Raw genomic sequence first — 26,424 nt, 5'->3', positions numbered from 1 at the left:
AAAAATAAGTCTCAGTTAAGATAAAACGTTAACCCATCAGCAGCCCTGCCCAGCTTTCGTTCTCCGCATCGAAACCAAATTTCTGGCTGTACGCACTCTCACCCAGTACAAGAACTTGTCCGTCCAGACAACGTTCCAGTCCGCCATTTTTATCTACCCGCATTAGCTCATGGTTCATCAGATTAATGGTGTATTGCTGGGCTTTTTTTAACAACCGGCTCAAATCTTCTATACGGTCTCCGCCGTTTAAATCCGCAATGATCTCTTTGCCTTCATCACCGTAAGGAACAATAACGGACACACCGATATCTTTAATAACATAGAAATGCTCAGCCGCCGTCCTGTAGCTGTTCGCCAGAAATAAGGGTAGTCGTTCCCCACGGTTTGTCCAGTAATCCTGAAAATAAACATTATCGTTTACACTGCCGAACAATAAATTCGTCATGTTCTGGTTGCTGCCCAGTTTGCGTATCGGGAAATTTAAGTTTGTGTCAAAATCTTCATAGAACTCCCTGAAGTACCGCTCCATGGCATCTACCGACAACAAATGCCCACCGTGACTGGACGGATCTCGTCTCAAGTCTATCAGTATTCTTCTCGAAATCTTCTTGCCCCGCTCTATCTCCGGCAAATGGTTCAGTTTCTCTTCGGTATGATCGATCACATAAACCTGCTGCACTTCATGTTCCCCATGACGGTTGCATCGGCCGGCAGCCTGCGCAATCGAATCGAGCCCGGCTAACGAACGGATCACACATTCAAAGCTTACATCCACCCCCGCTTCAATCAGTGGCGTGCTGACACAGAGAACCTTTTTCTTGTCCTCAAGCAGCTGTCTGATTTCATCCAGCCTGTCTTTGCGGTGAGCGGCGCACATGGAGGTACTGAGATGATAAACCGGAATTCCCTCCGTGCTTTCGCATAGTCGCTGATACAACTTTTGTACGACGGATTTCGTGTTGAGTATGACTAGCGCACTCTGCGCCTCTTTCATTTTCTCCGCAACAAATTCCGTGAGCTTGTCGGTATTTATCTCATCCGTTGCACGGTCCACGATTTCCACTCGCTTAAACTCGTTTATCACGTCACCCAGATTTTCGACCATCTCGGCCTCCGGACTCAGATGCAACTTGTGCTCGACAAAACCGAGAGCCGGCTGGGTAGCCGTACACAGCACAATGCTGGAAGAACAGAAATTGTTCAGGAAGTTCAAAGCAGTATTGAACAGCGACACACACGAAACTGGAACCTTCTGAACTTCATCGAACACAAGGACCGACTCGCTCAAATGATGCAGACGCCGGATATCCCGGCTGCTCTTGGCATAGAACACATTGAGGAACTGCACCATCGTTGTAAAAATAATGGGAGAATCCCAGTTATCCTTCGCCAACTTCAGCTTCTGCCGCATATTGACCCTGCCATCCATATGTTCATCCTCGTCGTTTTCGTCCTCAATCACATTGGAGTGATGCTCCAAAATATGCTCCACATCCTTGAGAACCCTACGTACTTCCGCAGCATTCTGCTCAATAATGGTAGTATAGGGAAGAACGAAGATGATGCGTTTTTTTCCGTACATTTGTGCGTGTTTGAGCGCATACCGGAGACTTGCCAATGTCTTCCCGCCTCCCGTAGGAATGGACAACGTGTAAATACCGGACGGTTTCTCTGCAAACTTGTCGCATTGCTCGGACATTTCTCTGCGTAGAGCTTTTATCTGCGGGTCTGCCTCACTGCGTTTTGACAATGACCCGATCTCGGTCATGAGACGGTCATAGAAGGAGCCGAACAATTCTTTCGGCTGCCACGTCACTGGAGCGTCGGAGATATTTTCCTCGAAACATCGGGTATTCGTTCGATCCGCATCAATCAGCGCACTAAACACATACTTCGTTAAGAACATGCATCGCGCTTCCAGACTGAGCGAGGATTCCTGTGCCAGAAAAACCTTCAGTTCCAGCGAAGCCTGCTCCACATACCCGTAAAATTCTTCTTCCCTCATTACGTTCTCAAAAAAGTGCCGAACCACTTGCGGAAGCTCGCTCAACTCCTTTGCCTCTTTATCCCGCACACGCTGCAAATAATTCGATTCCAACTCGGGATTCAAAAAATCCTGAAGGTAGGAGTGATGAGAAAGGATCGCATTGCCCACGATTTCGGCTAAAACTCCTTTATCCCTCTCAATCTTGCCTGTATGAAAAAGGCGATACAGCAGACGTCCGCCTGCCGTAGAGTGATCCACAGACCCTCTTTTCGGCGGGGCTTCGGGATTTCTAACCGCCTTCAGCAAGTACTCTTGAAAAGCAACCGCATACTTGCCCAAATCGTGAAGAAGCCCCGCGAGCCCTGCGATGTGTTTGATGCCTATTCCCTCTCCGTAGGACTCGGCCAACCTTTGGACCCCGAGAAGGTGCTCTTCCACACTTTGATGCTCTCCGTCGCTCTCTCGAATATGTGCGATGAATTCCAAACTGGTTCCTCCCTTACAAGACACTGCTTCAGCCCGAAAATAGAACCATTTACCTACAATCCATATAGAAATGGTAATTCTATAGACCTATTTCAAATCCCTTCCTATAATATACATTTTTCACAAAAAAGAAGAGCTTTCGTTTGCAGCTTCAGTTTCCACAACTAAGATATCGCTTGCTTCGTAGGCCCTACTAGAGGAAAGCTCTCCCGGTCTGCAATCATCGACAATACCGTGTATGTAGTACCTTTATTAAGACTGAATCTGCATAAAAAAAGAGCTTAAGAGTTGTCCGCTGCGGCGACTCTTAAGCTCTTTTTTTCCGTTTAATTTGGCATCATTGATTCTAAATGCATCATGCTATCAAAGCATTTCGATTCTCAATCCACTCACCCGTACAGGGGCCGACACGCCCTTGCTGCCACAAAACCAGTATCGATTACTAAGTTTCAATCCACGCACCCTTAAGGGGTGCGACGTAATCTTGCCGGATGTTCCAACCACATCTAGCTGAATTTCAATCCACGCACCCGTAAGGGGTGCGACGTCACGGTCGCCGTGCCCAGCGGGTTATTGATTTTTATTTCAATCCACGCACCCATACAGGGTGCGACCTGGCTTTTCTAGACCGCTTGATGACACATTGTTAAAATTTCAATCCACGCACCCATACAGGGTGCGACTGCCTGGAAATGCGCTTTTGATGTAGTCCGACTAAACATTTCAATCCACGCACCCATACAGGGTGCGACCTAAAAACGGGTTACTACGTTCCCCTGTGTTCGTATTTCAATCCACGCACCCATACAGGGTGCGACGTTTGACCAAGCAGGCCAATAACCTGTTCGGTATATTTCAATCCACGCACCCATACAGGGTGCGACTGCTTGATTACCTGCTTCAAGGCGGGCTTGATTCGAAATTTCAATCCACGCACCCATACAGGGTGCGACGTGGAAATTGATGTTCATTGTGCTGATTGCAAAATTTCAATCCACGCACCCATACAGGGTGCGACTCAACTAGGGGAGGAAATCCCTCCCCATATAGGAGATTTCAATCCACGCACCCATACAGGGTGCGACGGTAGACGCCAGAGACAAGTAAACCAATTCCAAATTTCAATCCACGCACCCATACAGGGTGCGACGCTGATAATGATGTTCCAGCGATCGTACTGATAGGAATTTCAATCCACGCACCCATACAGGGTGCGACTTCTGGATCGAAACACTCGCGTTTTATCGCTGTCATTTCAATCCACGCACCCATACAGGGTGCGACAATCAGCACTCGCACAGCTGCTAAACGGACTGAACCAATTTCAATCCACGCACCCATACAGGGTGCGACATGGATCAGGCAGATTTACAGGATATGATCGATATTTCAATCCACGCACCCATACAGGGTGCGACTTCGCAGATCGGTGGGGGCGTTACAAAAGTACCAATTTCAATCCACGCACCCATACAGGGTGCGACGCATTGGTAACCCGGTAGACGGACTGGACTTCATCATTTCAATCCACGCACCCATACAGGGTGCGACTTTTTTATAGACACGTCATCATTGTATGAGTATATTTCAATCCACGCACCCATACAGGGTGCGACATGGAGTTTCAATAAGGACTCAAATCCCCTGTATCAATTTCAATCCACGCACCCATACAGGGTGCGACTCCGTTTTTTAACCAATAAATGGGTCAAAACCGCTTGCTACCAAAAATAACATAGAATTTAACTCTTCTATCCCGAAAATAAAATACCATTTTATGTTTAAAGAATTTGTTTCTGGATAAAATTCAGTGCGAATCCTCCTAGTAAATCATGTTCGCTTCCCATTCGCACCAGAGAATAGGAGATCAAGCGATGCCTTGATGCCGATAGGCTCTGCCTTGTTTTTATACTGATTGTAGACTTTCATGATTCGGATCCATAAATTCAATTATCTTTATTATTAACATAGCAAATTACACAGCGTCAACAAAGCATTTAAAAACGAAATTCCATCCACGCTGACTGTACTTCCGGCATAGTTTTACAAGCTCAATCGTGTATGAAATACCGTTGCGTTGCCCATCCTTTTGATCGAATTCACGGCAGCTTTATTGGAAGATGTTTTATTAAGTAGGCCACCGAGTGCCAAATCGAGAAAGTGGCTGTAAAAATAATTTTTTTCCTTTTCCATGTAAAAGTTTTTTGTGAAAATGGGCCCCTTATAAGTCCTAGTGTTTGTACTCCCGAGTCGTTGTACATCTGACTCTCTGGAGATATATTCGGGATACACTGACAACCGTAAGCATCTCGCAGCGGACGCTATTCTCGGGTCCAAAGCTCATTTGGTCGGAACCCAGGAAGGTACCGCCTACTTTGTCGTCAGTACCATGTCATTCTCATCCCTTTAAACCGGGTTATTTTACGGGTTATAATTCTCACCTTTGTTTAAGTTATTCGAATCATTTATTCATATTATTCAATTTTACAAAACATTCCCGAAATTTTACAATAGGGTCAAGTGGTTAGTGGTTGGTGGAAAGATACCACAGAAGGGGGATTTATGATGACAAACCTGGTAATTACTCGCGGCAATCCAGCGGTTTCTCACTGTGCCTTTACGTTCGATGACGGTCCGATGCGGATTCCTGTTGACGCATGGCTGGATGCCTTGGAGCAGGGAGGCGCGCGCGGGACGTTTTTTTTAACGGGCGAGTGGTTCGATCGGTATCCGGCGAAAGCAAGAGAAATGCTGGCCAGAGGCCATGAGCTCACAACGCATACCTATCATCACCGCAGAATGGCAGATGTGACCAAAGCCGTATTCTTCGAAGAGCTGAAGCTGGCTGAGCTCGCTTATCAAGAAGCAACGGGAAGGCCGGTTCCGACCTTCATGCGTTTTCCGTACGCCTCTTATCGGGAGGAGAATTTGGAATGGCTCCGGGAGTGGAACTATCTGGTCGTCGAGGGGGAGGATACCGTCGACTGGGCGGGACCGCCAAGCGCGCAGCTTGTGGAGCGGGTACTACCTAAGCTGGTCAATGGGTCGATTTTTATGTTTCATGCCAATGAAATCGCCAAAGAGACGCCGCAGGCCGTTAAGTCGCTCGTACACCATACTCACGCCAAAGGTCTTGCCGTGGTTCCCGTATCCGAACTGCTTCATGCTGACGGCATCCCGGCAGGCGAACGCAGCTGGCAAGTCCGCTTCAAACCGGCTCTCCAAGTTTCTTTCCATAGTGAGCAGTGGAAGCGCGTAGCTGGGGAAGATGATCTGCGGAAGCTGGCCGCCGATTCACTTGAATGGGGGAACCCGAAAGCCCCGACAGGGTCCGGCGCCTATAGCAAATGGCTGCAAACGCTCTCCATGCAGGTCCAGTCGGATGACGAAACGCGTTTTGTCGTCCGCAGCTTTGCCGACCAGCACTGGGCATACGCGCGTGCTTCGGTCCGTGGCGGCGCGCTGGTGCTGGAGGACTTCGCCACGAAGGAAGCCCATGCGGATGCCTTGGTATATATTCTGCAATGGGCCGCTCACGAGGCATCAACCTTGGGGTGCGAGTGGATTACCAGCACACAGGACATGCGCCGTATTCACAAGCTGTGTGAACAGCTAGGCTTCGAAGCGGAGATTGTTTTGCAAGAAGGATAGCGGCTAAATAGAAAACATATATCCAGTACAGCACAACATCACAACCACCATGATATGACTCGGGTTCAACAGAGAGTCGCGCAAATGGCTAGTGAGCTATATAAATGGACCGCCCTTTTATTAAACTACATTTCACTTGCTAGGCTTGACTAACAAGTGGCGGGTCGCTTTAAGCTAAATGGATGGATAAGCGTCTGAATCTGCCCAAAACAAACGGAAACCCGCGTTACACAAGATAACGCGGGTTCTTTAGGTTTCCTGATAAAGTTGTCTACTACCCTACCGGGCAGACTTTGGTTGGTTAATCCGCACTGCAGACACACCCACACTCGGCATGCTGACACCCAGGTCGGTTCGATTGTCCCCTAAGCCGGCTTGCAGACCCCTCACTTTATACGTGCGCCTTAACGCTGCGCAAGGAGGCTACCAAAGCTTGAAGCTCTTTTTCCAGCATCTCAACGATCGTCTCCTTCTCTTCACGGTAAGGCAGTGTCACAGAAATTTGCCATACGCTGCCTTGATGCTGTGACGTAAAATGGAGTACGGGCGGTTGCTGAGCATGGGATTCGCCGCTGGCCGCTTCCGCTTCCGCTTCCGCTTCTTCAAATAAGTAGGCCGCATCCTCCGACTCGCCCAAATAGTTGTATACGATCGCTGTACTGTCTAATCCTTTTCGCAGCAAATGCCGGGACTTTGGATAGTTTGAGGCGGTCTGTTCATTATAAACGAGATTCAAAAAGTTGATATTTCGCGCTGCGGCCGTTTGGAGCTTTTCCCGAACCGATTCGGAGTCGGCCTCCGTACCGGTCAACAGCAGCGGGATCTGATCGATACACTCGCCGACAGTTTTGAAAAACGCATTATTTTCGTAATGTCTGCCGTAATGCGTCATCCACACGGGAACCGCGGCCAATTGCAAATAACTGCGGAAAAAACGTCCGGCAAGCTGCAGTGACCACACTCCCCAGTTAACCGACGCAAGTTCCTTGAATTCCGACATATCGCAGCGTAACTCGGCCTTCGTGTAACCTTGACCAAGCGGGGCATGGATTGACTCGTTCACCAATTCCAATCCGGCGTCAAAATCTTCAAGGTGAAAAAGCTGTACCAATTCATGGTCCCCGATATGCTGCGGGCCCTTCCTCACTTGCGCTACATAAGCCGGGTAACCGTCCGCCGGCATGCCGGCTGTACCGGCCTCTGCGCCCGACGTTCTAAGCTGAGGCCAAGCTGTAAGGTCCTCCTCCGAGCGGCTATCCAAACGGCGATAAGCTTCAAGCAGCTCGCTTTCGAGAATTGACCCGCTTGTCTCGTCATAGATCAAATGCGAGAAGGGAAGCAGCAGCCAATGCTCCCGCCAATTCAGACGGACAAGCGCCATGCGATATAGCAGACGACCGCTTAGCCTGTAGGGCTCAGTAAACAGCTTGGGCAGCAGACGGGCGAGTAGTTCCTGTTGATCGGCTTTGCTGTAATCGGATAGATCTACGGCAGGCAGCGTCAACTGTTCCGGGACCGCGCGCTGTTCCCACACCCAGTCCTGCCCGTCGCGCACCAGCACACTCCGCAGCAGGCTATGGCGAGCAAGCAGGTTGCGGACAGCTTCGGATAACAGATCGGCGTCGAGACCAAGCACATCAAGCCTTATCGCGGTGCCCGAGCATTGCGGCCGCTCCAGGTGGTACTCCTGAGCCGGAGCAAGCGCATACCGGCATTCCACTGCTCCTGCAATGATGTTGGACTGCCAAGCTTCATGAAGAACCTGTATCCGCGAAAGCTCCCTTTTAACACGCTGTTTTATTTCGGCTGGGGATTTTCCGGAGATAGCAAGCGGCACGAGCTGTTCTATTGGGGCGTCCCTCCCCACCGCAACCGAATCGGCTGCAGACTCGCCTGTCGTCAAATAGTGCGGGTGCAGATTCGAAGCAAGCTCGGCACGAATAAAAGCGAGCAGTTCACTCACCTTTACTCCGTGGCACGGCTCCATATTCAGCGTCACGCGAAGACCGTCTTCGCTTTCCTCCGTCACAAACCGCGAGCGAAGGCCAAATGCCTTCTTCAATCGCCGTTCGCTTTCCTGAACCGTTTCGGCAGGCTGAATGTTTACTTCGTCCGGCTGCTCCAGCAGTGCCGACAGCTTGCGAATCGTCTGCCCTTGGAAAATATGATGAATACCTATCGGTATTCCTGCCGCTTGCGCTTGAGCGATCAATTGGATGGCGGTTAACGAATGACCGCCCCGTTCAAAGAAATTATCATCTATCCCGATCGTTTCGGTGCCCAGCAGCTTTTGCCAGAGCTCCGTCAGCGTTCGCTGCAGTTTCGTATGCGGAGCGGCGTAGGCCGCGTCCGGGTTCTCCTCCAGATTTGGCGCAGGCAGCGCCTTGCGATCGACTTTTCCATTCGGGGTGAGCGGTAGACGGTCCAATTGCACCCAAGCCGACGGAATCATATAATCCGGCAGCTCTTCGGCGAGCTCTTTCCGCAGCGCGCCCGGGGAGATGATCCGGTTGGCGACAATATAGGCGCAAAGCTGTTTTTGCCCGTGGATGCTTTCCTTCCCCGCAACAACAACTTCCAGAATGAAACTCTGTTTCATGAGGCGCGCCTCCACTTCGCCAAGTTCGATCCGGTATCCTCTAATTTTCACCTGGTCATCCAAACGCCCTATAAAATCCACATCGCCGTCCGGCAGCCAGCGGGCCGAATCCCCCGTACGGTACAGCCTTTCGCCGGGAACAAAGGGATTGGGCACAAACTTTTCGCCCGTCAGGTCAGGACGGTTCCAATATCCGCGCGCGACGCCCGCTCCGCCGATGCAAAGCTCGCCCAGCACACCGACGGGAACCGGCCGAAGCTGCGAATCCAAAATATAAAACCGCGCGTTCAGCAGCGGCCGTCCGATAGGAACATGCCCTGCGTCCGGCAGCCGTTTCAGCGGCTGGTCATAGTAGCTGGAATCGATAGCCGCCTCTGTCACGCCATACGCATTGATGATGCGGATTTGCGCGCCGAATCGTTCCTGCAGCGCGCGATAATCCGCAACATTGCAGCTGTCCGAGCTGGTGATCAGCAGCTTCATCGCGCCTATGTCCAGCCCTCTGTCCGCCACATATTGCATAAAAGGCACGATTAGCGCAGGCGTCGATTCGAACACGTTCACATCGTAAGCTTGAATCCAGTGATGCAAGCGAGTTGGGTCCAATCGGTCGTCCTTGGGGCAAATGACCATCATGCCGCCATTATACAGTGTCCTCGCGAGATCACCGACAAAAACGTCGAACGAAAAGCTGGCCAACTGCAAAAGCCGCACCGGAAATTGGTCAAGTCGGTACTCCCGGCGGTAGCCTTCCGCCGTATTCATCAAGCTTCGGTGCTCGATCATCACACCCTTCGGACGCCCTGTCGTTCCCGATGTATAGATCAGGTAAGCAAGATCACCGGGCCGATTGATGACAGCAATGGCCGAACCCTGGTCGTCGTAAATCGCTTCATCATCCAATGCGAGCACCGCGGTTCCGGCTTCGTTATCAGCCAAAATTACTTCCAGCCGCGGTTCAAGCGCCGCTTCCGTCAGCAGGACGGATGCTCCGCTATCCTCCAGCATAAAACGGATACGTTCCGGCGGATAATCGGGGTCAAGCGGCACATACGCGCCCCCGGCCTTCCAGACCGCCAGCACGGCGACAAGCAGCAGCGGCGATCGCCCCGCCATAATACCGACAAGTGTCTCTCGGCCTACACCGCATGCTTGCAGTTTACGGGCAAGCCGGTTGGACCGTTCGTCCAGCTCGCGGTAACTTAGCCGTTCATCCCGGTAAACAACGGCTGTCTGCGCAGGAATACGTGCCGCGTGCGCGGTAAACGCCTCATGGAAAACTCCCGCCATTCCTCGTCCTGCCTCAAGCCCTGCATTAGCAAAATGATCCAGCAACCCGCTGCGTTCCTCCGGCATCAGTATGGTTAATGCCGATAGCTTGGCCTGCGGATCAGCCAGTGCTGCATCGATCAACTGCACGAAATGGCCGGCCATCCGTTCGGCCGTCTCCCGCTCGTACAGCGCGTCGCAGTATTCCAGTCGGAATAGGAGTTCATCCCCCTGCTCCTCCGCATCCAGCGTCAGATCGAATTTCGCCGAGCGGTAATCCGCTTCGTCCGCGCTCGCCTTCAACCCTGCCAGCTCCGGCACGGCTCCGCCTTCGCCCTGCCACGCGAACATCGTGTCAAACAGCGGATTGCGGCTCATATCCCGCCGCACGTTCAGCTTCTCCACCAGTTCTTCGAACGGGTAATCCTGATGCGCGTACGCTTCCAGCGCCAGCTCCTTCACTTCCCTCACGTACGCTTCAAACGGCTTGTCCGCCGACGGATACGTGCGCAGCGCCAGCGTGTTCACAAACATGCCCATCACCCGCTCCAGCTCCGCGTGCGGCCTTCCCGCTACCGGCGTCCCCACGATCACTTCCTCTTGTCCGCTGTACTTCGACAGCAGCGTGGAATAGGCCGCCAGCAGCACCATGTACAGCGTCGCTCCCGTGCGCAGCGCCAGCCGCTTCAGCCCGCTTGTCCGCTCCGCTCCCAGGGTGAAGCGGACAAGGCCTCCCGTGTAGCGGAACACCGCCGGCCGGGTCCGGTCCGCCGGCAAATCCAGCACCGGCAGCTCGCCCTTCAGCCGCTCCAGCCAGTAAGCTTCCTGCGCACGAACCCGCTCGCTTCCCGCCTCCGACTGCTGCCACACCGCATAGTCCTTGTACTGGATGCGCAGCTCCGGCAGCGCTTCGCCTTCGCCGTTGTACAGCCGGGACAGCTCCTCCAGCAAAATCGCTGTCGACACCCCATCGGATACGATGTGGTGCATGTCGACCAGCAACCGGTGGCGATTAGCGCCTTCATCCACCAGCGCGGCGCGCAGCAGCGGCGCCTGCTCCAGATCAAACGGCCGGATAAACGCCCGGACCGCCTGCCACGCTTCCGCTTCGCCTTGGACACGGATGCGCGGCAGCGTAAACTCCGGCGGCGCTTCCTTCGGGGCAATCCGCTGCACCGGCACGCCATCACGCAGCGTAAAAGCAGTCCGCAGCGCTTCATGACGCCGGGTCAGCGCGCGGAACGCCTGCTCCAGCCGCGCCGCATCCGGCTCGCCGTCCAGCCGCAGGACGCCCGGCATGTTGTACCCGAAGCCGTCCGTCTCCAATTGGCTGAGCACATACAGCCGTTTCTGCGCCGACGAAACGGGATAGCTTTCCTGCTCGCCGACAGCCGGAATGCCCGCGTACGGATTGGGCTGCAGCCCTTCCATCGCCTGCGCCAGCGATTCGACGGTCGGATGCTCGAACACCATCCGCATCGGCACTTCCACCTGCAGCGCTTGGTGAATACGTGCCGTCAGCGCCGCTGCCCGCAGCGAATGGCCGCCGATTTCGAAGAAATGATCGCGGATACCGACGGCTTCCGCGCCAAGCACTTCCCGCCACAGTTCCGTCAGCCTCGTCTCCATCACCGTGCGCGGCGCTTCCGTTCCTTCGCCCGACCGCTCCGCGAGATCAACGTCCGGCGCGGGCAGCGCGCTCCGGTCGATTTTCCCGTTCGGCGTCAGCGGAAACGCGGCGAGCTGCACGGCATAAGTCGGCACCATATAGGCCGGCAGCTCTTGCAGCAGCGCTTGGCGCAGTTCACCGACGCTCCATGTCTTTTCGGCGGTGAAATAGGCGCACAATTCCACCGCGCCAGCCTTGTCCGCATGGGCAACGATCAGCGCCTCCCGCACGGAAGGGAGCCGGTTCAACTGCGTCAAAACATCGCCAAGCTCGATGCGGTAGCCGCGGATTTTAACTTGGTCGTCGATGCGCCCCATATATTCCAAATTGCCGTCGGGCAGCCACCGGGCCAAGTCCCCGGTCCGGTACATCCGGCGTTCGGGCGCAAACGGAACGGGAACGAATTTTTCCGCAGTCAGCTCGGGACGGTTTAAATACCCTCGGGCCAAGCCGATTCCGCTGACACACAATTCGCCGGGTATGCCGACCGGCATGATGGATTGATCCGCGCCCAAAATATATACTTGATGATTGGCGATGGGACGCCCGATCGGCACCGTTTTAGCTGTATCGTCCAAAGTCGAATACGGCCATGCCGTCGAGCAGATGGAATCCTCCGTCGGTCCGTAATTGTTAAAATAGCGTACAAACCCGCTCCAACGGCGCGCCAGCTCGGGGGAAGACGCGGAGCCTGCGGTAATGAGCCGCGTCAGGCTCGGCATGTGCGCCGGATTCAAGTAAGCGGCATAAGTCGGCGGAAGTGTGGCGACCGTAATGCCGTTGTCCCGCACGTATTGTTCCAGCAGCCGGTAATCGGCGATCACCGAAGCGTCCGGCACATAAAGTGCCGCCCCGCCAAATAAACTCATTGTCATTTCCGAGCAGGCCGCATCGAATGAAAAACTGGCAAACTGCAGCACGCGGTCCTGTTCGCACACCTTAAGCGCTTCATCGTAAAACAATTTGTAATTGCATACCCCCGCATGTTCAACCAGCACCCCTTTGGGCTGCCCCGTCGTACCCGACGTATAAATGACGTAAGCCAAGTCGCCGGGTTTTACGGAGCCCGCGAGATTTGACCCGTCGCCGCTGAAGCTTTGCGGATCATCCAGCAGCAGCCATTCGCCGCCAAACGCCACACGGTTCCGAAGCGGCGACTGCGCGAGAAGCAGCGAAACGCCGGCGTCCTCCAACATATAGCGGATACGCGCTTCCGGGTAATCAGGATCAATCGGCACATATGCGCCCCCGGCCTTCATGACTGCCAGCGCCGCGGCAATCATCTCCGGTGAACGCTCGGCCAATATGCCGACCAGGGACTCCCGGCCCACACCTTTGGCCTGAAGCGTGCGCGCCAGCCGGTTCGCCCGTTCATTCAGTTCGCGGTAGCTCCATTGCCGCTTTCCCGACACCACGGCCGGGCGGTCCGGCGTGCGCGCCGCCTGACGTTCAAGGAGACCATGAATTGTCATCATGTCATCCGCTGAATAGGCGCGGGTCGTGTCGTTAAACGATTCCAGCACCTGCGTCCTCTCCTCCGGCGTCAGCATGCTTAACGCCGATAGCTTGGCCTGCGGATCAGCCAGCGCCGCATCGATCAACTGCACGAAATGGCCGGCCATCCGTTCGGCCGTCTCCCGCTCGTACAGCGCGTCGCAGTATTCCAGTCGGAATAGGAGTTCACCCCCTTGCTCCTCCGCATCCAGCGTCAGATCGAATTTCGCCGAGCGGTAATCCGCTTCGTCCGCGCTCGCCTTCAGCCCTGCCAGCTCCGGCACGGTTCCGCCTTCGCCCTGCCACGCGAACATCGTGTCAAACAGCGGATTGCGGCTCATATCCCGCCGCACGTTCAGTTTCTCCACCAGTTCTTCGAACGGGTAATCCTGATGCGCGTACGCTTCCAGCGCCAGCTCTTTCACTTCCCTCACGTACGCTTCAAACGGCTTGTCCGCCGACGGATACGTGCGCAGCGCCAGCGTGTTCACAAACATGCCCATCACCCGCTCCAGCTCCGCGTGCGGCCTTCCCGCTACCGGCGTCCCCACGATCACTTCCTCTTGTCCGCTGTACTTCGACAGCAGCGTGGAATAGGCCGCCAGCAGCACCATGTACAGCGTCGCTCCCGTGCGCAGCGCCAGCCGCTTCAGCCCGCTTGTCCGTTCCGCTCCCAGGGTGAAGCGGACAAGGCCCCCCGTGTAGCGGAACACGGCCGGCCGGGTCCGGTCCGCCGGCAAATCCAGCACCGGCAGCTCGCCCTTCAGCCGCTCCAGCCAGTAAGCTTCCTGCGCACGGACCCGCTCGCTTCCCGCCTCCGACTGCTGCCACACCGCATAGTCCTTGTACTGGATGCGCAGCTCCGGAAGCGCTTCGCCTTCGCCGTTGTACAGCCGGGACAGCTCCTCCAGCAAAATCGCTGTCGACACCCCATCGGATACGATGTGATGCATGTCGACCAGCAACCGGTGGCGATTAGCGCCTTCATCCACCAGCGCGGCGCGCAGCAGCGGCGCCTGCTCCAGATCAAACGGGCGGATAAACGCCCGGACCGCCTGCCGCGCTTCCGCTTCGTCTTGGACACGGATGCGCGGCAGCGTAAACTCCGGCGGCGCTTCCTTCGGGGCAATCCGCTGCACCGGCACGCCATCACGCAGCGTAAAAGCAGTCCGCAGCGCTTCATGACGCCGGATCAGCGCGCGGAACGCCTGCTCCAGCCGAGCCGCATCCGGCTCGCCGTCCAGCCGCAGGACGCCCGGCATGTTGTACCCGAAGCCGTCCGTCTCCAATTGGCTGAGCACATACAGCCGTTTTTGCGCCGACGAAACGGGATAGCTTTCCTGCTCGCCGGCAGCCGGAATGCCGGCGTATGGATTGGGCTGCAGCCCTTCCATCGCCTGCGCCAGCGATTCGACGGTCGGATGCTCGAACACCATCCGCATCGGCACTTCCACCTGCAGCGCTTGGTGAATACGCGCCGTCAGCGCCGCCGCCCGCAGCGAATGTCCGCCGATTTCGAAGAAATGATCGCGGATACCGACGGCTTCCGCGCCAAGCACTTCCCGCCACAGCTCCGTTAGCTTCGCCTCCATCACCGTGCGCGGCGCTTCCGTTCCTTCGCCCGACCGCTCCGCGAGATCAATTTCCGGCGCAGGCAGCGCGCTCCGGTCGATTTTCCCGTTCGGCGTCAGCGGAAACGCGTCCATAATGACGAGCGGCCAAGGAACCATATACTCCGGCAAGCGGCGGCGTAATTCGCTTCTCCACAAAGCGGCCAGCGCCTTGGGCGGCATGGCCGCTTCCTTGGAGGATGTCCTCGGCACCGCGTAAGCGATTAGCTGACGATCGCCGGGCCGGACTTCCCAAGCCAAGACGACGGCATCCGCCGCGCCGATGTCGTGCCGCAAGACGGCTTCAATTTCACCGGGTTCAATTCGGTAGCCCCGAACCTTCACTTGATGATCGATCCGCCCGAGATAATCGATCGTTCCGTCCGGCAAAAACCGGGCCAGATCGCCCGTCCGGTAAATGACCGAACATTGCGCGCCGCCGTACGGGTTGGGCACGAATTTGGCGGCAGTTTGCTGCGGGTCGCCCACGTAGCCGCCGCCCACCTGCGCACCGGCGATGCAAAGCTCGCCCGGAGTGCCGGCAGGCACCAGCCCCAGCTCCGCGTTTAAAATATAGACGCGCGTGCCCGGCACGGGTCGGCCGATCGGCACTCGCTTGCCTGCAAAAGCGGTAATTGCCGGCAAGCGTGCGAACACAGTCACATCTGTGCATTCCGTCGGCCCGTAGGTGTTAACGACTTCCGCAAGGCACGCGTCCGATTTCAACCAAGGCGCAAGCCTGTCGGCGGCAATCGGTTCGCCGCCCAAAAACAGGTGCCGCAGCGTTACCAATGGCGCGAATTGCGCGGGAGCCGACGTATCCAGCAAAGGATAAAACGCGCTGGGCGTCCCGTTCAGCAGCGTAATGCCATGCTGCTCAATAAGCGACACAATCTGCCGCGCGTCGTAAGGACCTGCCGGAGGCAAAATTAGCTGCCCGCCGGTCAGCAGCGGCGCAAATATATTTTTTTGCGTCAAATCGAAGCTTGGCGAGGTGATCACGAGCAGCTTATCCGCTGCCGACATCCCGAATTCCCCGGTGTACCAACGCATCAATGACGCAAAGCCCGAGCGGTAAACGCTCGCTCCCTTCGGCATGCCCGTCGATCCTGACGTATAAATCACATACATGAGATGCTCGCCGTCCGCCTCGCTGCGCGGATTGGCGTCAGACTGCGACAGCAAGGCGCCCGCCTCCGTATCCAGACACACAACCGTCAAGTCGCGCAGCCCGCCCAATCGCTCAGCGTAAGCCTGCACAGTGACCAGCACGCGAAGTTCCGCCCGCTCCGTCATATAGCGGAGCCGTTCATCCGGCAGCGACGGGTCGAGCGGGACATAGGCGCCGCCGGATTTCAACACGGCAAGCAGTGCCGCCGGCAAAGACGGGCTGCGGTCCAAGCATATGCCAATCAACGTGTTCGGACCGGCGCCCAGCGCCTGCAGCCTGTGGGCCAGCCGATTGGCTTGGCGGTTCAGTTCGCCGTAGGACACCGTTTGTCCATCGAACACAACCGCCGCCCTGTCCGGCGTTGCGAAGGCTTGTTTTTCAAATAAACCTTGCACGGTAAACTCGGGTATTGCCGGACAATCCGCTCCGTTCCCTGCATCCAGCAGCCGCTCTTTCTCCGCATCCGTTAGCAGATCGATCCCCGTCAAACGTACCGCAGGATCGGCGGAAACGACCTCCAAGATGCGGATGTAACGCTTCGCCAGCAGACGGATTGTCTCCGGCGCAAACAGCCGAACGGCGTACTCCCAAGTACATTGCAGCGTTTCCCCGTCAGCATGGTCCGTTGTCACTTGCAGGGAGAAATCGAACTTGGAAATGCCCGGATTGATTTCTTCAACCTTATAGGTCAAGGCGCCGGCGCGAGATGGCTGCACCGCTTCATTTTGGAACATAAACATCGTATCGAACACGGGATTCCGGCTTAAATCGCGTACCGGATTCAGTTTATCCAGCAGCTCGTCGAACGGATAGTCTTGGCGCTCGAATGCCGCAAGCGCAAGTGCCTTTACGTGCTGCAGCAGCTCCGCAAACGACTGGGATGCCTGCAACCGTCCGCGCAAGGCCAGCGTATTGACGAACATCCCGAGCGCGGCTTCGGTATCCGCATGTCTGCGTCCGGATACCGGCGTGCCGACGATAATCTCGTCCTGTCCGGTATATTGGGACAACAGCGCAAAATAAGCGGCAAGCAGCACCATATAAAGCGTTGTGCCGCTGTTTGCTGCCAGCTGCCGCAGCGCGTCTGTGAGCTGAGGCGTCAGCGTCAAAGACGCTACGCCGCCTTCAAAGCTTTGCGTCTGAGGCCTCGGAAAGTCCGCAGGCATATCAAGCACCGGCAGCTCGCCGCCCAGCGTTTGCAGCCAATACGCCTCCTGTTCTTGGTACGTTCCTTGGGCAAGCTGCCGCCGCTGCCATGCCGCAAAATCCTTGTACTGCACACGCACAGGTTTCAATTGGCGTCCCTGATAGGCTTGCAGCACTTCGTCCAACAGCACTGCCATCGAAAAACCATCCGCAGCCGCATGATGTACATCAATCAAAAGCGCGTAACGCCGATTCCCGAAATCAAGCAGCTCGGCGCGTATTAAGGGCGCTTCCTCCAATCGGAACGGGCGGATAAACCGGCGGGAAATCGCCTCCAGCTCACTCGCCTCGGCTTGCGTCACCGGAACATGAAGCACAAGCTCAGGCTGGATCGCCTGTACGACCTCGCCGCCTTCCAGCTTCAAGCACGTACGCAGCGACTCATGCCGCCCGGCGGCCTCGCGAAGCGCTTCAATGAAGCTCGGCACGCGCAAATCTCCTTCGAGATGCAGACGTCCAGGCACGTTATATGTCGTGCCGCCCTCCTGCTGCTGGAGCAAGTACATTCGCCGCTGTCCGGGCGAGACGGGATAATGCGGATGTGCCTCGACAGGCTCGATAGGGCTAAAAGTTTGCTTCTCGCCGCCCCGAATGTACTGGGCCAGCGCGCCCACCGTCTGCCGATGAAACAGCTCGCCGAGCGGGATCTGCACGCCAAACGTTTTACGAATCCGGGATAAAAGAACCGTGGCCGTCAAAGAATCGCCGCCGAGCTGAAAAAACGGATCGTGCGCACGGACCGTCGAAACACCCAGCACCTCTTGCCACATCCGAATCAATTCGGCTTCTACGCCGTCATCCGGCCCTGCGCCCGTCTCTAGCATACGGTCTGCGCCCGGCATTGACGGAGCCGGCAGCCGCTCCCAATCCGGCTCGCCGTCCGCAAGCAGCGGCAGCGCCTTCATGAGCATCACTTGGCCGGGCTGCGCATAATCCGGCAGCGCCTCGCTCCACCGCCGTTTAAGCGCCTCCTCCTCCCAAGGCGCGGACGGGTCCGAGACGACATACGCCGCAAGCGTCGCGGCGCTGCCTGCAGCGCTATCCTCCCACACGCGGATAGCGCAAGCTTCCAAATTGCAGACGCGCAGCAAATGCGTCTCAAGCTGCCGCAAGTTGATTAGGCGCCCCCGAATACGGGCAAAACCCGAGATCGGCCCGATGCGTTTCAGTTCCCCGCCCGGCGCGTGGTATACCCACTCGCCCGTGCGTGTAGCCTCGCGCATGCTCTGCCGGTTAAGCAGACCCTGCGCCACGATATGCAGCTCCCCCGCCGTCCCGGCGGGAGCGGGCCGTCCAAAGGCGTCAAGCACGCAAGGGCAGCCGCCGTCCCGGTCGGCAAGCGACGACCAGCGCTTGCATATTTGACGGGTTTCATCCATGCCCAACAGCGATATTTCGGCAAGAGGATGATTGGCTTTTTTTGTAATTTCATCCAGCATCGTAACCCAGTAACGGAACCAGTGGGCAATGACATCCGGTTCGAACAATCCCGCGTTGTAATCAAAATCCACCCGCAGCTCTTTATACGCTTCAGTCACGTTGACAAACAGCTCGTACTTGCTGGCCGTGACCAGGCTGGGGAGCAGCTCCGTGTCCAGCTCGTGAAACCGCAACTTGGGCAAGGGCCGGTCCATGTTGAATACGACGTTTATGACAGGCAAATGCCGAAGCCCTTGCTCGGCCAACGCCGCAAAGCTGTAAGCCTGGTAAGCTTCGAGCCGTTGCATGCTTTCCTTGACGGCGCCGGCAAAGTCCGCAAATGTCGTCTCGTGTTGAATCCGGCTAACCACCGGAAGCACATTGACGCAATGTCCGATCAGCGAAAAAGCGTCCATCTGTGCTTGACCGGCCGTCGGCACGCCGATAGTCAGCCTGGAGTCGCCTGTCAATCGGTGCAGCAAGATTTTAAAGGCAGACAGCAGCGTAACAAATAAACTGCTGCCCAGCCGGATGCTGAGCGTTTTGAGCGATTGAACGAGCCCGCTTTCCAGCACGGCCGTATACCGCCCCCCTTGAAGGCCCGGCACAGTTACTCCCCGCAGCGGAGACGGCAGCTCCAATACGGAAAGCGGGCCGGAGAGCTCGTCGGTCCAAAATGCCGACGCTTCCGCGCTGCGCGGATCGGCCATCCGCAGTCGCTGCCATGCCGCATAATCGCGGAAAACCGCAGCCTCCGGGAGCCGGTACCGTTCCTTCCGAACAATCGCGCTGTAGATTGACGCCAGCTCCCGCATAAATACGACAATGGACCATCCGTCCGCGATCAGGTGGTGAAAAGTGAAAAGCGCCAAGTGCTCCTCATCCTCCAGCTTTAAGAAATGGATGCGGAATAAAGGTTCGCGTTCCGATAACCGGAACGGGGTTTCAATGCCCAGTTTCAGCCAGACGCTCTTTTGCCGTTCGCGCGATAAAGCATCGTACCCGCTGACATCCAGCAGCTTGATCTGCGCCTCCAGCGACGCGGCGATCACCTGCGTTTCTCCGTCTACGCCCATGTACGTACGCAGCGCTTCGTGCCGGCGCATCAGCGTATGAACCGATTCGCTCCACGCTTGCAAGCGCAGCGGCCCGCGAAGCCGAATCAGCGCCGATTCATGTAAAACGTGCGGCTTCTCACGGCTGGAAACCGACGCAAACCAAAGCTGTTTTTGATCCGGCGTCAAGGGAATGATAATATCATGATCGCGCTCGGGCAGTTCGGGCAGCGGAAGTTTGCCGGGGTCCGGGCCGTCCGGAGGCGGATCAGGCAAAAATCCTCCGTGTCGCAGCGCGGCTACGCTGTTCTTGACCGCCTGCACAATACGGGCTATATCGGTCTCCGTGTGCGCCGTCGACAAAAAGCAATTGCGCCCTTCCCAAATATAGATGCCTTGATCCAGCATGTGGTAGTAAAACAGCTCCAGATCGCCCTTGAGCGCAAACCGGAACAAGGAACCGAAATAAACGATCCGGATCGGCACCTCTTCCTCGGTAAAGAAGCGGTTCAAGGTCTCCGCCAAATCGGCGGTTTTCGCATTCAGCTCCGCCTGCAGCTTCTCCCCGTCGCGCTCCAGCCGTTCCAACACGGCAAGCGATGCCGCCATGGCGAGGGGATGGTGGCAGAAGGTACCCGCAACAAATGTGCGCCGTTCCTCATGATGCGGATACGAATCGTCGCCGAAATGCCACATGCCTCCATCGATGCCGTCCATAAAGGCGGCACTGCCGCCCACGATGCCGATCGGCAGCCCGCCTCCGATAACTTTACCGTAGGTGACCAAATCCGCCTCAATGCCGAACCACGCCTGCGCCCCGCCGGGATGAAGCCGGAAACCGGTGATCACCTCATCGAAAATAAGAGCGGCGCCCGCTTGTTTGGTCGCCTCCCGAACCGCCGCCAAAAACGGCCGCGGCTGCAAATCCGGTCTGCGGCTTTGCACCGGCTCCACCAGCACCGCCGCCAATTCATGGGCGTGTTCGCGAATATAGGCAAGCGCCGTCTCGGTGCCGTAAGGAAGCACAACGATGTCATCTACCATCCCGGAAGGCACTCCCGGTGCCAAAGGCATCGACCGCTCCCGGTCCGCGCCCGGGCGGGCAAGCGCAAGCACGCCGTCAAACGTGCCGTGGTACGAACCCGCAAATATAACCGCCTTGCTCCGCCCTGTAGCGGCCCGGGCCAACCGTAAAGCCACCATAACCGCTTCCGTGCCGGAGTTGAAGAGTGCTATTCGCTCTACGCCCGTCATGCGGCAAATACCTTCAGCCACTTGGCCGGCCAGGTTCGACATCGGTCCGAGGCACATCCCGCTGCGCAGCGCCTTGTCAATATGTTCACGAATAAACGCCGGGTCGTGGCCGAACAAATTCACGCCGAAACCCATCGTCAAATCAATGTATTCGTTGCCATCCAAATCCCAAACCTTGGAACCCTCGGCCCTTTCCGCTACGAGCTGGTACACCATCTCTTTAAGCACATGCCGAAAACCCGCCACATTGCGATTATTGGCATATACAGCGCGGTAGTTCTGCGTATATGCTTTGGTCCGCCCGGTGCGTGCCGTATAGCGGTCGATCAAGTCGCGCAAATGCTGCTCTTGACGGAGCGGCAGCGCTTCACGGGTTTTCACATCGATCGGACGGTAAGGCCGAAACGGCTGCCCGCCTTCACTGTCCGCCGCCGCTGTGCGCGCCGGCTCCGATGAATCGCCGCCTGTGCCGTGATCGCCGCCGGATACCGCGGACGGCGCCGCAACGGACGGCGATCCGCCGGCAGCGGCTGCTTCGCTGCGCGCATCGCCGGAATACGCGTGAGGAACGGCCGCCGGGAAGGCTGGAGGCTCCGTCCCTGCCGCGTGCTCGGGGGTTTCCGGCGCGACAAAGGAAGGCGGCTGCAGCACATCCAACTGCCGGGCGATAATGTCCAGTTGCCGTTCCATAATCGGCTGAACCGCATGAACGAATGCGACGCTTGGCGGGTGATGCCAGCCGCCCGTCGGCTCGGGCGCAGTCTGACGGAGCGCCTCTGCGCTTGGGGGCCCGTCCCAACCGGGCTGCGCCTCTACGCCGCCGCTGCGTTCTGCGTCCGCAGGCGTCCGTCCGCTTCGGACGTGCGCAGCGGCAGCGGCTTGTCCCAGGCTTGAGCCGGCATGGATATCGTGCGCAGCTTGCCTGTCTTGACGGGGCGCCGCAGAAATCGGCAGGAAAGCGGGCAGTCCTTCGGTTGACTGGCCTTGCCAAGCGGCGGCGGAAAGCACTTCGGCCCTATGCGGCACGGCATCCCCGGTTGGCCGTCCGAAACGGTCGATCCCGTTCTGCGTACCGGACGAAGCGTTATGCGGCAAATGATGCACAATGTACTCGGCAACCTGCTCCAAATTGGTCAGCGTTTCAAAAAAACGGCTCATCGGAATATCGAGACCAAACACATCCTTGATGCCTTGCCGTACTTGGGTCAAGTTGATCGAATCAAGCCCCAGCTCCAAAAAATGAGTATGCGGATGAAGCTCATTCATTTCAAGATGCGAAACGTCGCTTATCATTTGAGCCAGCGTTTGCGCAACCTCCGAATGACGAGCGGAATCCGACACTGCCCCGGCATGCGACAAATGTTCATGCAAATCGCTCACTCCGTTCACCTGCCCTTTCTCCATCGTCAAACTGCCTGTTTCTTCCCTCCGCCGTTGCGGCGTCTCGGCGATTTGAATCCAGCAGCGCTTGCCTTCAAAAGGGTATGACGGGAGCGATACCCGATGGCGCTGCCCCTGTGCGTACAATTGCTCCCAATCGATATGTTCCCCCCGCACAAAGGCTTTGGCCAGTTGAGCCCCCCCTTCAGCCGTTTCCAGCGTCGGCGCTGCTCCGCCTGCCCCCGCGGAAAATGGCCCAACAGCCTCCGGCCGGTCCGGCACCTCCCTGGCCGGTTCGCCAAATCCGGACACCATCCCGCTCTGTCCGGTATACACGCCTTCGCCCGCAATGCCCTCGCGGTGCAGCCGGAGAAGGCTGTCGCGCAGCGCTGCCGGGCCGGCAGCCGCTATGGCGAGGCGATGCGCAAACATACTGCGCCCGGTGCTCGCCGTGAAGCAAACGCTGTGCATGTCGAGATCCGGTGAACGTTCAAAACGCTCGGCATAACGTCCGATTAACGCTTTCAAGGCGCTGTCGGTGCGCGCGGACAAAACGAGCAGCAGCGCACCGTCCGGCGCAGTGCTGCCCGCGCCGGCCTCCGCCGCTTCCTCCCGCGGTTTGTATTCTTCAAGCACCACATGGCAGTTCGTGCCGCTAAATCCAAACGAGCTGACTCCGCAGCGTCTCGGGAATCCCTGCGGTTCCCAATCGGTCAGTGATACATTGGGATAAACCGGCGAATCCTCAAAACGGATTTGACGGTTAGGCGCGCGGAAGTGAACGAGCGGCGCGATTTGCCGATGCCGGAGCGAGAGCACTGCTTTGATCAAACCGGCGATACCGGCCGCTTCGTACAAATGACCGATATTCGTTTTGACCGTACTTACCGCGCAAAACTGTTTGCGCTCCGTATACCAGCCAAACGCTTGCGAGATGCCCTCAATCTCCACGGGATCACCAAGCTGCGTTCCCGTCCCGTGCGCTTCGATATATGTGATCGTCTCGGGGTCTACGCGCGCGTTCCGCCATGCCTGCGCGATGACATCCGCCTGCGCCAGCGCATTGGGCGCGGAGATGCCTATCGTGCTGCCATCCTGGTTCATGGCGCTGCCCTTGATGACGGCGACAATACGGTCGCCGTCCTGCACCGCCCGGCGCAGCGGCTTCAGAATCACGGCACCGACGCCTTCGCCCGCGCCGGTGCCGTCCGACTTCCGGTCAAATGCCCGCGCACGGCCGTCGGCCGATTCCATGCCGATGCCCGCCCGAATCGGCAGTAAAATGGTTTTGACGCCGCCCGCCACGGCCATGTCGCAATCCCCGTTCATTAAAGCTCGGCAGGCCAAATGCACCGCCGACAGCGAAGACGAGCAGGCCGTATCGACCGTAACCGCCGGACCCTTTAAATCCAGCAAATAAGCGATTCGGCTCGAAATAACCGAGGGTAAATTGCCGATAATAAACCGGGGCAGCGCCTCGGGTTCCGCTTCCGTGAGCAGACGCTCGTAATCGAAGCTGGTTTTGGAAAAACCGACGTAAACGCCCGTCCGGGATCCGGCCATCTTGGCGCCGCCATAACCGGCATCCTCCAGCGCGCTCCACGCCGTTTGTAAAAACAAGCGCTGATTCGGGTCCATCAGCGACGCTTCCCTTGGCGTCAACTTGAAAAAAGCATAATCGAACGTATCGATCTCATCCAAATAGCCGCCTTCCACCGCCTCCCACTGTCCCGGTTCACGCTGCAGTTTTGCCATAAACGCATCCGCGTCCCGCTTCCTGGCATCGCCATACGGACCGATGGCGTCGCGCCCCTGCGCCGCATGCTCCCAAAACTGCTCCAACGTGTCCGCCTGCGGAAATTTGCCGGCCATGCCGATAATCGCGATATCCTGGTCGCCTGGATCATCCGTCGGTCCCGCCTCAAGCTTAACCGGCGCTTTCTGCGCCGGGTCCGCCGCAAGATGGGCGGCCAGCTTGGCAATGGTCGGGTAGGAGAAGAAATCAGTCACCGGAATAGGCTTTCCGAACTCGCCTTCGAGCGCTTCGGCCAACTGCGTCAGTTGCAGCGAATTGGCACCGAGTTCAAAGTAACTTTCGTCCGTGCCGATTTCCTCCGTTTGCAGCACCCGTTTGCATAAAGCGAGCAGCTTCTGCTCCGCTTCGCTTCGGGCCAGGGCTTTCGGCTTCGCTGCGCGCGCCGCCAGCAGCAGACCGGCCAGTTGGCCGGACACTTCGTCAAATTGGCCGGCCATATATTGCTGCGCCAGCTTGTAACGCTGCACCTTGCCGCTCGTCGTCTTGGGCAGACGGCGCACCGGCACCACATCCCTAGCTTCCCAGCCGCCCCGTTCGTTCAAATGATGACGCAGCTTGACAATTAGCGGCACAAAGTCTTCCGGCTTTTTCGTGTAGATGACAAATAAAACAATCCGGTCTTGTCCTGTCCCCGGGTCGCGCACGCCGCAGACGGCCACCTTACCAAGCTCGACCCCGTCTACCTCCTCCGCGACACGCTCAATATCATGCGGGTATACATTTTGCCCGTTAACGAAAATAATATCTTTCGCACGTCCGGTAATAATGAGCCGGCCGCTGCGCATAAAACCCAAATCGCCGGTTACAAGCCAACCGTCCTTCGTCATCGCTTTGGCCGTCGCCTGCGGATTGTTGTAGTAGCCGGACGTCACATTTTTGCCGCGAATGTGAATATGCCCAATGACATCGTCAGGTAAAGGAAGATGTTTATCGTCACAAATCCGGAAATCGCAGCTTGCCATCGGATAGCCGACATCGACAAAAGTCACGCAGCAGCGTTCTTCGGGTGCAACGGGCACAACCGCTTCGCCGATGGCCAGGTATTCCCGGTTCAGATGAACCGCCTTGATGCCCTCATATAACGGGGGATGGGCTACGCCTACGCAGGCCTCAGCCATTCCATACACGCAGAACATCGCGGATCGGCGCAGTCCATGGACCGCCATTGCGCTCAAAAACCGGTCGCACACCTCAGTCGAAATCGGCTCGGCCCCGTTATAAATGATACGGATCCGGGATAAATCCCAGTCCTTGGCGGCTTCCGGTTTATATTGATCCAAAAAAAACTTATATCCAAAGTTGGGAGAGCAAATTAACGTCACCCGATGCTCCGACGCTTTTTTGAGCCAAAGCGAAGGGCGCCGGATAAAAAGCGCGGTAGGCATAATATATTGATTGACATTGCCGATCACGCACGTAAGATGAAAGGCAATCAATCCCAAGTCGTGGGTAAGGGGCATCCAGCCGAGGTAAGCGTCGTTGTCGTCAAATTCCGATTCGCCAGCAGCGTCGCGTATGTTGTGCACCAAGTTTTCATGAGTCAGCATGACACCTTTCGGGTCTCCCGTCGATCCGGAAGAAAACTGGATGAAAGCCAAGCGATCCGGCTGAACCGGATAAATAACTCCTTTGGCCTCCGAGCCATAATCCAGGCTTTCCGTTGGCAATGCGGTCTGCGCCAATACGCCGAAGGCTTGCTCAAGCCCCTGCTGTCGCGCGTACTTTTCCAAGCTTTCCAGCACTTTGGCATCGCTGATCAAATAAGGGCGGCGCAGCGTGTCCCAAATTTTGAACAGCTTCATCTTATGTTCGTCGTTGCTGCCGACCGTTACCGGAACCGGCACGATGCCGCCCAGCAGACATCCCCAAAAGACATGCAAAAACGTACGGTTCTCGTCAATTTGCATCAGCAGTTCATCCCCGGGCTCCATTCCGCGCGACTGCAAATAATGCAGCGCCTGAAGCGCATGTTCGAATAACTCGCCGTACGATTCGTAAAGCTCGTCCCGGTCCCCCGAAATATAAGTGATGCCTTTCTCCGCCTGCCTCCTTCTGTCTTGAATAATGTCGATTAACGTTAGATACTGTTCCATCATCGTCCCTCCGCAGCGTGGTCCGTCAAAGCCGGACCCGTCGTCACTGGGTGCTTACAGCAGCCCACTTGTTGCCGGAATTCGATTATGACTGAAACTTGGCGTAAAAGCCGGCTAGATGTGTTTAGTCGGCCGTACGGCGGTCTTGGAATCGATTCCCGTTAGCTTGAACGGATCACCGCAAATTCGACGAAGCTTAAATCTTCATCCGCACGCTTCGCCGGGAATCGTCTTATTCTAAAGCAAGTTGACATGCCGTTCCTTC

The 26,424-nt window shown here is 56.8% G+C and carries 3 protein-coding genes and 1 CRISPR repeat array; of the genes, 1 reads left to right on the top strand and 2 read right to left on the bottom strand.

Annotated features, from left to right (window positions below):
- Window positions 1–28: 28 nt before the first annotated feature.
- Window positions 29–2,473 carry a CRISPR-associated helicase Cas3' gene (gene cas3 / locus AC2TF6_RS04800; RefSeq protein ID WP_491310131.1) on the bottom strand — a complete coding sequence of 815 codons (2,445 nt, stop codon included), beginning with the start codon at window positions 2,471–2,473 and terminating at the stop codon, window positions 29–31.
- A 377-nt stretch (window positions 2,474–2,850) separates the two neighbouring features.
- Window positions 2,851–4,157: a CRISPR direct-repeat array (repeat unit 32 nt; unit sequence ATTTCAATCCACGCACCCATACAGGGTGCGAC).
- Between the two features lie 881 nt (window positions 4,158–5,038).
- Between cas3 and AC2TF6_RS04795 the strand changes: the two genes are divergently transcribed.
- The gene (locus tag AC2TF6_RS04795) at window positions 5,039–6,124 is read left to right on the top strand and encodes a polysaccharide deacetylase family protein (protein ID WP_491310130.1); all 1,086 of its coding nucleotides are present in this window, start codon (window positions 5,039–5,041) and stop codon (window positions 6,122–6,124) included.
- Between the two features lie 391 nt (window positions 6,125–6,515).
- Here AC2TF6_RS04795 and AC2TF6_RS04790 read toward each other — a convergent pair whose 3' ends face one another.
- Complete coding sequence (locus AC2TF6_RS04790; RefSeq protein ID WP_491310129.1) at window positions 6,516–26,159, bottom strand: amino acid adenylation domain-containing protein; 19,644 nt, start codon at window positions 26,157–26,159, stop codon at window positions 6,516–6,518.
- Window positions 26,160–26,424: the final 265 nt, after the last annotated feature.

This window comes from Paenibacillus sp. JNUCC 35, from assembly GCF_058269095.1.
Note: the sequence above shows the minus strand (reverse complement) of the source record. Positions and strands in the feature narration are given on the sequence as shown.